This window comes from Mycobacterium sp. (genome assembly GCF_019247635.1).
Lineage (GTDB): Bacteria > Actinomycetota > Actinomycetes > Mycobacteriales > Mycobacteriaceae > Mycobacterium.
Genome location: NZ_JAFBAR010000071.1, coordinates 20325 through 29465 on the forward strand (window position 1 = coordinate 20325; position 9141 = coordinate 29465).

The 9141-nt window shown below is 67.0% G+C and carries 6 protein-coding genes; 5 read left to right on the forward strand and 1 reads right to left on the reverse strand.

Annotated features, from left to right (window positions below; translation table 11 throughout):
* The first annotated feature begins 133 nt into the window (after window positions 1-133).
* Both JO236_RS10465 and JO236_RS10470 read left to right on the forward strand, forming a co-directional pair.
* Entirely contained in the window at window positions 134-2287 is a 2154-nt protein-coding gene (locus JO236_RS10465; protein ID WP_293329424.1) for an elongation factor G-like protein EF-G2, read from the forward strand.
* A gap of 12 nt (window positions 2288-2299) precedes the next feature.
* Complete coding sequence (locus tag JO236_RS10470; RefSeq protein WP_293329425.1) at window positions 2300-2761, forward strand: DUF2231 domain-containing protein; 462 nt, start codon at window positions 2300-2302, stop codon at window positions 2759-2761.
* Window positions 2762-2797: 36 nt separating this feature from the next.
* On the opposite strand, the gene JO236_RS10475 is transcribed toward JO236_RS10470, so the two are convergent.
* A complete protein-coding gene (locus JO236_RS10475) occupies window positions 2798-4390 on the reverse strand; it encodes a FadD7 family fatty acid--CoA ligase (protein WP_293329426.1) in 1593 nt (530 codons plus the stop codon).
* A gap of 240 nt (window positions 4391-4630) precedes the next feature.
* Here JO236_RS10475 and oxc point away from each other — a divergent pair, with 240 nt between their 5' ends.
* The 3 genes from oxc to JO236_RS10490 all read left to right on the forward strand — a co-directional run.
* The gene (gene oxc / locus JO236_RS10480) at window positions 4631-6364 is read left to right on the forward strand and encodes an oxalyl-CoA decarboxylase (RefSeq protein ID WP_293329427.1); all 1734 of its coding nucleotides are present in this window, start codon (window positions 4631-4633) and stop codon (window positions 6362-6364) included.
* A gap of 394 nt (window positions 6365-6758) precedes the next feature.
* Window positions 6759-7529, forward strand: a complete 771-nt coding sequence (locus JO236_RS10485) for a L,D-transpeptidase (protein WP_293329428.1) — start codon at window positions 6759-6761, stop codon at window positions 7527-7529.
* Between the two features lie 109 nt (window positions 7530-7638).
* Window positions 7639-9141 (forward strand): AMP-binding protein (locus JO236_RS10490; RefSeq protein ID WP_293329429.1); only part of this gene is annotated, 1503 nt, incomplete at its 3' end.

Consider the following 9141-nt stretch of genomic DNA (forward strand, 5'->3'; position numbering starts at 1 on the left):
CGACCCTTGTGCTGGGGGGCAGTTGGGGGAAAAGTTGCTAATTGCCTCCTGTGGGCCAGACCACATTGCGCACGGGAGAAAACCACCCGCTCGCGGGGCCAGCGAAGCCGCCCGGGAGAACTGGAGGACAGTCATGGCAGACAGAGTCACTGCTTCCCAGGGCGCGGGTGCCGCTCCCACGGCGGACGGCCCGACCGCCGTCCGCAACGTGGTTCTGGTGGGGCCGTCCGGGGGCGGCAAGACCACCCTCGTCGAGGCGCTGTTGGTGGGAGCCGGGGTGTTGTCCAGGGCGGGTTGCATCGTGGACGGCAATACGGTGTGCGACTACGACGAGGCAGAGATCCGACAGCAGCGTTCGGTCGGGGTCGCGGTGGCCTCGCTGTCGTACGACGGCATCAAGGTAAACCTCGTCGACACGCCCGGCTACGCCGACTTCGTCGGCGAGCTGCGCGCCGGCCTGCGCGCCGCGGACTGCGCATTGTTTGTGATCGCCGCCAACGAAGGCGTCGACGAGCCAACCAAGTCCCTCTGGCAGGAGTGCAGCCAGGTCGGCATGCCGCGCGCGGTGGTGATCACCAAGCTGGACCACGCCCGGGCGAACTACCAGGAGGCGCTGGTCGCGGCGCAGGATGCGTTCGGCGACAAGGTTTTACCCCTCTACTTACCGGTGGGTGACGGGTTGATCGGACTACTGTCGCAGCAGCACTACGAGTACTCGGGCGGCACGCGCACCACGCATCCGCCGGACCCGTCGAACGCCGATCAGATCGAGGAAGCCCGCGGTGCCCTGATCGAAGGGATCATCGAGGAGTCCGAGGACGAGTCGTTGATGGAGCGATACCTCGGTGGGGAATCGATCGACGAGTCGGTGCTGATCGAGGATCTGGAGCGAGCCGTCGCACGGGGTTCGTTCTTCCCGGTGATCCCGGTGTGCAGCGGCACCGGCGTCGGGACCCTGGAATTGCTGGAGGTCGCGACCCGTGGATTCCCGTCTCCGCTGGAACACCCACTGCCGGAAGTCTTTACGCCGCAGGGCGCCCCGCACGCCACCCTGACTTGCGCCAATGACGCGCCGCTGCTTGCCGAGGTGGTGAAGACAGCGTCCGACCCGTATGTCGGCAGGGTCAGTCTGGTCCGGGTGTTTTCCGGAACGATCAGGCCCGACGCGACGGTCCATGTGTCGGGCCATTTCTCATCGTTTTTCGGGGAGCCCAACGGGGGCGGGGGTGGCAACACGCACGCGGATCACGACGAGGACGAGCGCATCGGAGTCTTGTCGTTCCCGCTCGGCAAGCAGCAGCGGCCGGCGTCGACCGTGGTGGCGGGTGACATCTGCGCAATCGGCAAGCTGAGCCGCGCCGAGACCGGCGACACGCTGTCGGACAAGGCCGAGCCCCTGGTACTGAGGCCCTGGACAATGCCTGAACCGCTGTTGCCGGTCGCCATCCAGGCCCATGCCAAGACCGACGAAGACAAGCTCTCGGTCGGGTTGGGCCGGCTGGCTGCCGAGGATCCGACGCTGCGCATCGAGCAGAACCAGGAGACGCATCAGGTCGTGCTGTGGTGCATGGGCGAAGCCCACGCGGGCGTCGTGCTCGACGCGCTGGCCAACCGGTACGGCGTCACTGTGGACACGGTCGAACTACGTGTTCCGCTGCGGGAAACACTCGCGGGTAAGGCAAAAGGACATGGCCGCCACGTCAAGCAGTCCGGCGGCCACGGCCAGTACGCGGTGTGTGACATCGAGGTCGAGCCGCTGCCCGAGGGCTCCGGGTTCGAGTTCGTGGACAAGGTGGTGGGCGGCGCGGTGCCGCGGCAATTCATTCCCAGCGTGGAGAAGGGCGTTCGCGCGCAGATGGAAAAGGGCGTGCACGCCGGTTACCCGGTGGTGGACCTGCGGGTCACCCTTTTCGACGGCAAGGCCCACAGCGTGGACTCGTCGGACTTCGCGTTCCAGATGGCGGGCGGGCTGGCGCTGCGCGAGGCGGCCGCCGCGACCAAGGTGATGCTGCTCGAGCCGATCGACGAGATCTCGGTGCTGGTGCCCGACGACTACGTGGGCGCGGTGATGGGCGACCTGTCCGGACGTCGCGGGCGCGTTCTCGGCACCGACACCGCGGGTCAGGAGCGCACGGTCATCAAAGCGGAGGTGCCTCAGGTCGAGCTCACCAGGTACGCAATCGACTTGCGTTCGCTGGCGCACGGGGCGGCGTCGTTCACGCGTTCGTTCGCCCGCTACGAACCCATGCCGGAATCTGCCGCCGCGCGAGTGAAAGCGACTGTGTAAAAGTAAGCAGCGATGTCTACGGTCAACGGACTTCCTGCGCACATACTGCTCAACCATTTCGTCGTCGTCCTGGGTCCGCTGACCGCGATCCTCGCGATCGTCTGCGCGCTGTGGCCCGCGGCGCGACGTCGGCTGATCTGGCTGGTTCTGCTGCTGGGCGTGGCCACCCTCGTGCTTACCCCGCTGACCGAGAACAGCGGCCACTGGTTGGCAGCTCACATCGGCCCGGCACCCGCTATCGTCCAAACCCACCAGCGGCTCGGTGAAACGCTGGTCTATATGGTCGCGGCACTCGTGGCCAGCGTCATCCTGCTCGCAGCGGTCCATGTTCGCCAGACACGCGGTGGCACAGTGAAATTGGGTCTGCACGTGGTGGTGGCGGTGCTGGTGATCGCCGCCGCTATGACCACGCTGCTGACGACCTACCGCGTCGGCGAAACCGGTGCGCGGGCAGCCTGGGGAAGCGTCAGCTGACCATGCGTGCGCGCAGACCCCACCGCCGGGCTGCGATTAGGCCCCGCCGAACTGATTCGCCACGGCGCGGCGATCCAGTGAGCCTTTCGCGGTGTGCGGCAACTCGTCCACCACCTGGAAACTGGCGGGCACTTCGAAGGCGGCCAGCCGCTCCCGGCAGAACTCGGTGAGCTGGTCCGGGGTTGGTGCTGTGGGCTCCCGGGCGACGATCGCGGCTGCGACGTTCTCCCCGTAGATCTGGTCCGCGACGCCGAACACCGCCGCCTCCAAAACGTCGGGGTGACTGGCCAGCACGCCCTCGACCCGCTCCGGGGAGATCTTTTCCCCGCCGCGGTTGATGAGTTCCTTGATCCGGCCACGGATGCTCAGCGCGCTCGCCGGCGACAGTGCGCCCAGGTCGCCCGTGCGCAGCCAGCCGTCGGTAAAATTCGCGGCGGTGATCTTCGGATCGCCAAGGTAACCGCGCACCACGGTGCGGCCGCGCAGCCAGATTTCCCCCACCGAGCCCGGGGGTAGCGCCTGACCGTCGGACCCGACGATCTTGATCTCCGCCCCAGTCGAGTTTCCCACGAGACCTGCTGCGGCCGTGTGGCTTTCGCTGTGACCAAAGCCAGTGCTGGAAATCTGGTGGGTGGCCTCGGTCATGCCGTACGCGCACAGCACCGGCGCGCCGAACTCGGCCCGCAGCGCATAAGCAGCCTCAGCAGTCAGCGGCGCGCTGCAGCTGCGGATGAAGCGCAGCGCGTGCCGCTTGGCCCCGGGAGGGTCGATCTTGCTGCGCTCCAACAGGATCTGGTGAATGGTCGGCACCGCCGTGTACCAGGTGGCCCGCACGGCGTCGATGTCGTCCCAGAACGTATGCGCCGAGAACCGTCCGCGGGCGGGCAGCAGCACCGCACCTCCGGAGGCGAGCGTGGCCAGCAACGCCGCGATCAGCCCATGGCCGTGGTACAGCGGCATCACCGCGACCGTGGCATCCTGCGGGCCGAGTCGGTAGCCGGCGATGATGGCCCGCACCGAGGCGGCGATGTTGGCACGCGTCCAGGGCACCATCTTCGGCAACCCCGTCGTCCCGCCGGTGAACATGATCATGGCGTCGTCATCGCGCATCCCGTCGGGCCCGGCAACGGCCGGGCCCGGTTGGACCGAGGCGTCCAGATGCACCGCGGCCGTTCCGTTGTCGCGGTCGACGGTGACCGCGATGGGCCACCACCGCATCGTCGTCTCGGTTTTGTCGCCGGGGCCCTCACCGTCGACGAGTACCACCCGCGCGCCCACCGCCTCGGCGCGGACCCGCTGATCGCTGCTGGGCAGCGCCGGATCCAACGGGACCACAACAAGATTCGCGCGCGATGCCGCCAACAATGCGATCACGAATTCGGCGTTACTGCTTGCGCGCAGGGCGACCCGGTCACCGGCCGCCAGCCCCGCGCGGGTCAGCTGTGCCACCAGGTCGTCCACCAGCCGGACCAGGTCGCGGTAGGTGATCGGGACGCGATCGGCGGTGACAACAAGGGCTCGCGCCTCCGGACGCCGGTCCGCGGCCGCCTCGACCAGATCAGCGATGCGTGGACCCGACGATTCGCCGCCCGGCAGTTCGGCTGCACTGCTGGTGAGTTGTTCAGACATCGCCCGTGCTCCCTCGGCCTCATATCGGTAAAGCGGCTATTCGCACCATGCCGCACCGGGTTGCCAATCGTCCAATACCGATCCGCTAACAGTCCATAACCGGTGACTATCAACGATCCAGCGGCGTTCGATAGACAGCGTCAATCGCTGCATAGCAAGTCGATCTTGGACATCGGCGCCACGACCAGGCACGGTATGACGGGAGCAAGCCGCCAGCTAGTCGCACCAGGAGTTCGCCGCATGACAACACCGCTGACCGATGGCTTTCACCTCGTCGTACAGGCCCTGAAGGCCAACGATATCGACACCATCTATGGCATCGTGGGCATCCCGATCACCGACCTCGCCCGCACGGCCCAGGCGTCCGGAATTCGCTACATCGGCTTCCGGCAGGAGGCGTCCGCGGGCAATGCCGCGGCCGCGGCGGGATTCCTCACCCGCCGACCCGGCGTGTGCCTGACGACATCCGGGCCCGGCTTCCTCAACGGCCTGCCGGCGCTGGCCAACGCCACCGCCAACTGCTTTCCGATGATCCAGATCTCGGGTTCCAGCAATCGGGCGCTGGTGGATTTGCAGCGCGGCGACTACCAGGATCTCGACCAGCTCAGCGCCGCAAAACCTTTCGCGAAGGAGGCGTACCGGATCGGCCGGGTCAAGGACATCGGTCGCGGCGTCGCGCGGGCCCTTCGCACCGCGATCTCGGGCAGGCCGGGCGGGGTCTACCTCGACATCCCCGGCGAGGTGCTGGGGCAGGCATTGGAGGCCTCGGCCGCCGCGGCCACAATCTGGCGGGTGGTCGACCCGGCGCCGCGCCAACTGCCGGCTCCCGAGGCGGTCGCGCGCGCACTCGACGTGCTCGGCCAGGCGCGGCAACCGCTGATCGTGCTGGGTAAGGGCGCGGCGTATGCCCAGGCCGACAATGTGATTCGGGACTTCGTGGAGACCACCGGGATCCCGTTCCTGCCGATGTCGATGGCCAAGGGGCTGCTGCCGGACACCCACCCGCAGTGCGTCGCCGCCGCGCGCTCCCTGGCAATCTCGCGCGCGGACGCAGTCCTGCTGGTCGGTGCCCGACTGAACTGGCTGCTCGGCCACGGCGAGTCACCGCAGTGGGCGGCCGACGCCAAGTTCATCCAGGTCGACATCGAGGCTTCGGAGTTCGACAGCAACCGACCCATCGAGGCGCCGCTGGCCGGCGACATCGGTTCGGTGATGTCGGCATTGCTGGATGGCGTCGCGAAGCGGCCGATCGCGGCGCCGAAAAAGTGGGCCGGCGAACTGGCCGAGCGCAGGGCGGCGAACGACGCCAAGATGCGCGAGCGCCTGGCCGACGATCCACGCCCGATGCGGTTCTACAACGCGCTTGGCGCCATTCGTACTGTGCTGCAAGCTAACCCAGAAGTATATGTGGTCAACGAGGGCGCCAACGCGTTGGACCTGGCGCGCAACGTCATCGGCATGGAGGTGCCGCGGCATCGGCTTGACACCGGAACGTGGGGAGTGATGGGCATCGGGTTGGGTTATGCCATCGCCGCCGCGGTCGAGACCGGTCAGCCCGTCGTCGCAATCGAGGGCGACAGCGCATTTGGCTTCAGCGGCATGGAAATCGAAACCATCTGCCGCTATCGGCTGCCGATCACCGTCATCATCCTCAACAACGGTGGCGTCTACCGCGGCGACGAGAAGGCGTCGGGAACCGACCCGGCCCCGACCGCCCTGAACGCCTGCGCGCGCCACGAACTTATCGCAGAGGCGTTCGGCGGCAAGGGATATCACGTCACGAACCCGTCGGAGCTGGCGTCGGCACTGACCGAGTCAGTGGCGTCAAAGGGACCGGTGGTTATCGACTGTCAACTCGACCCGGCGGCCGGCGTGGAGAGCGGGCACCTGGCCGGCCTGAACCCGAAGAGCGTAGCCAAACCCGCGCCCGTCAGCGCCGATACCTCCTCGGCTTTCGGGCACCGCTGCAGCTGAGGCTAACCCGTCGCGGCGGGGCCGGCCAAGCCGCGTGACCGAGGTGCCCGCGCCGCACCCAAAAGGACCCCGGCAGGTGCGAAAGATGTTGTCTTGCAAGCTATCCGACACACCTGCTCACCGCGCCAAAGACAATTCACGGTAAGTCAAACGATATTCGGCGATGACGGCGACGGCCGCATCTCTGACATGCGCCATCGAACGGCCGTGATCGTCATTCTGCGCCCCCGTGGGAGGGCCGCGACGCGACACCTGACCAACTTTGAAGAAAAGTGGCACCGGCCCGTTATTATGGCGGGCGGGCCGGGGATAAATTGTTTGCTACGACACGTAATGGTTAGCCTGCCACTAGAATATCGCTGTGTTGATCGCACCATCTCGAAGGGTGGACGCCATGCGTCGAGCTGTTCGTTATCTATTCGTTATGGTCACGATCAGCCTCACCGCCAGTGCGGCATCGCTGGCATCGGCCAGCCTGGCCTCGGCCGCCGTCCCCGCACCCGATCCGGCACCCGGCCTCGCCTCGGTTTTGCCCGCGACGGGCGCGGTGGTAGGCGTGGCACACCCGGTGGTAGTGACCTTCACCGGGCCCGTTCCGGCGACCGACCGGCCCGCCGTCGAACGGACCATCCGCGTCACCTCACCGAGCAACATGACCGGACACTTCGACTGGGTCGAGCCCAACGTCGTGCAGTGGGTTCCGAACCATTACTGGCCGGCCCACAGCCACGTCTCGGTGACCGTGCAGGAGCTGACCACGGGCTTCGACACCGGCGACGCGCTGCTCGGCGTTGCCAGCATCTCGGCGCACACCTTCACCGTCAGCAGAAACGGTGAAGTGCTGCGCACCATGCCGGCGTCGATGGGCAAGCCCAGCCGCCCGACGCCCACCGGTGACTTCACCGCGCTGGAAAAGGACCGCAGCGTCGTGATGGACTCCCGGACCATCGGTATCCCGCTGAGTTCCCCCGAGGGGTACAGGCTGACCGTGCAGAACGCGGTCCGCGTCACATGGGGCGGCGTCTATGTGCATTCGGCGCCATGGTCGGTCGCGTCGCAGGGCAACTCCAACGTCAGCCACGGGTGCATCAACCTGAGCCCGGACAACGCCGCGTGGTATTTCGACACGGTCAGCGTGGGCGACCCGATCCAGGTGATTGCCTGACTGTCCCTTGCGCGGCCACGATTGTGGCAGCGGTCACACCGGCGTAAAGGAAGACCCGCGCGGCCCGGCGAGTTTGCGCTAGAAGGTTATCCAGGCGGAAAGGCTTACCATGACCGTCGACGCGCACCACGAAGTCGCCCAACGCATCCAACAATTGCAGGCCCACGACAGCCAGTACCGCAGCGCGACACCAGACGGCACAGCCCGCGCGGCCGCGCGCCAACCGGACCTTCGGCTTCCCCAGGTGCTCGAGACGATGACGCGGGCCTACGCGGATCGACCCGCGCTGGGTTGGCGCGCACGCACTCTGACAACGGACCCCGCGACCGGGCGCACCACCGCGCAACTGCAGCCCCGATTCGACACCATCAGCTACCGCGACCTGTGGGACAACGTGCGCGCCATCGCCGCCGCGTGGCGACGGGACGCGCTCAACCCCGTGGCGCCAGGCGATTTCGTCGCGACCGTCGGCTTCGCGAGCCCCGAGTATTTGACCGTTGACCTGGTATGCGCATATCTCGGGCTGGTAGCCGTCCCGTTGCAGCACAACGCACCGGCCTCGCGGTTGCAGCCGATCATCGCCGAGGTCGAGCCGCGGGTACTCGCCGCGGGCGCGGCATATGTCGACCTCGCCGTCGAAGCGGCCCTCGGCAGCACCTCGGTGCGGCGCCTGGTCGTGTTCGACTACCAACCGGAAGTGGACGATCAGCGGGAGGCGCTGGAGCGCGCGCGGGCGAAGCTCTCCTCCGCTGGCATGGCGATAGCCGTCGAGACGCTCGGCGACGTGATCGACCACGGCCGGGCGTTGCCGGCCGAGCCGATATTCACCGGCGACACCGATCAGCGGTTGGCCATGATCCTGTACACCTCCGGTAGCACCGGGTTGCCCAAGGGCGCCATGTACACCGAGCGCATGCTCACCAAACTGTGGACCACCGAGCTGATGCCCAACTACGACGACGTCTCGGTCTTCAACGTCAACTTCATGCCACTGAATCACCTGGGCGGGCGGCTGTCGCTGTCGTCGGCGTTCCAGGCGGGCGGCACGAGTTACTTTGTGCCGGAAAGTGATCTGTCCACCTTGTTCGAGGACTGGAGCCTGGTGCGTCCCACCGAACTGGGTCTGGTACCCCGCGTTGCCGAGATGCTCCACCAGCGCTACCAGAGTGCGGTCGACCGACTGATTTCGCAGGGCGCCGAACCCCAGATCGCGCAAATGCAAGCCCAGGCCGAGCTGCGCGAGCGGGTGCTCGGTGGGCGCATCGTCACCTCCTTCTGTGGGACGGCGCCCCTGGCCGCCGAGATGAAGAGCTTCGTCGAGACGAGTCTGGACGTGCACGTGCAGGACGGCTATGGCCTTACCGAGGTCGGGATGGTCACCAAGGACGGCCTGATCAGCCGGCCTCCGGTGATCGACTACAAGCTCGTCGATGTTCCCGAGTTGGGTTATTTCCTTACGGACAAGCCGTATCCGCGCGGTGAGTTGCTGGTGAAGTCCCAGACGGCAACACCGGGGTACTTCAAGCGGCCCGACGTCACCGCCAACGCCTTCGATCCCGACGGTTACTACCGCACCGGTGACGTGATGGCCGAACTCGGTGCGGACCGCCTC

What these genes read in the sequence shown, in the direction of transcription:
- JO236_RS10465 (WP_293329424.1), top strand. Translation starts at nt 134, where the DNA reads ATGGCAGACAGAGTCACTGCTTCCCAGGGCGCGGGTGCCGCTCCCACG.
- JO236_RS10470 (WP_293329425.1), top strand. Translation starts at nt 2,300, where the DNA reads ATGTCTACGGTCAACGGACTTCCTGCGCACATACTGCTCAACCATTTC.
- JO236_RS10475 (WP_293329426.1), bottom strand. Translation starts at nt 4,390, where the DNA reads ATGTCTGAACAACTCACCAGCAGTGCAGCCGAACTGCCGGGCGGCGAA.
- oxc (WP_293329427.1), top strand. Translation starts at nt 4,631, where the DNA reads ATGACAACACCGCTGACCGATGGCTTTCACCTCGTCGTACAGGCCCTG.
- JO236_RS10485 (WP_293329428.1), top strand. Translation starts at nt 6,759, where the DNA reads ATGCGTCGAGCTGTTCGTTATCTATTCGTTATGGTCACGATCAGCCTC.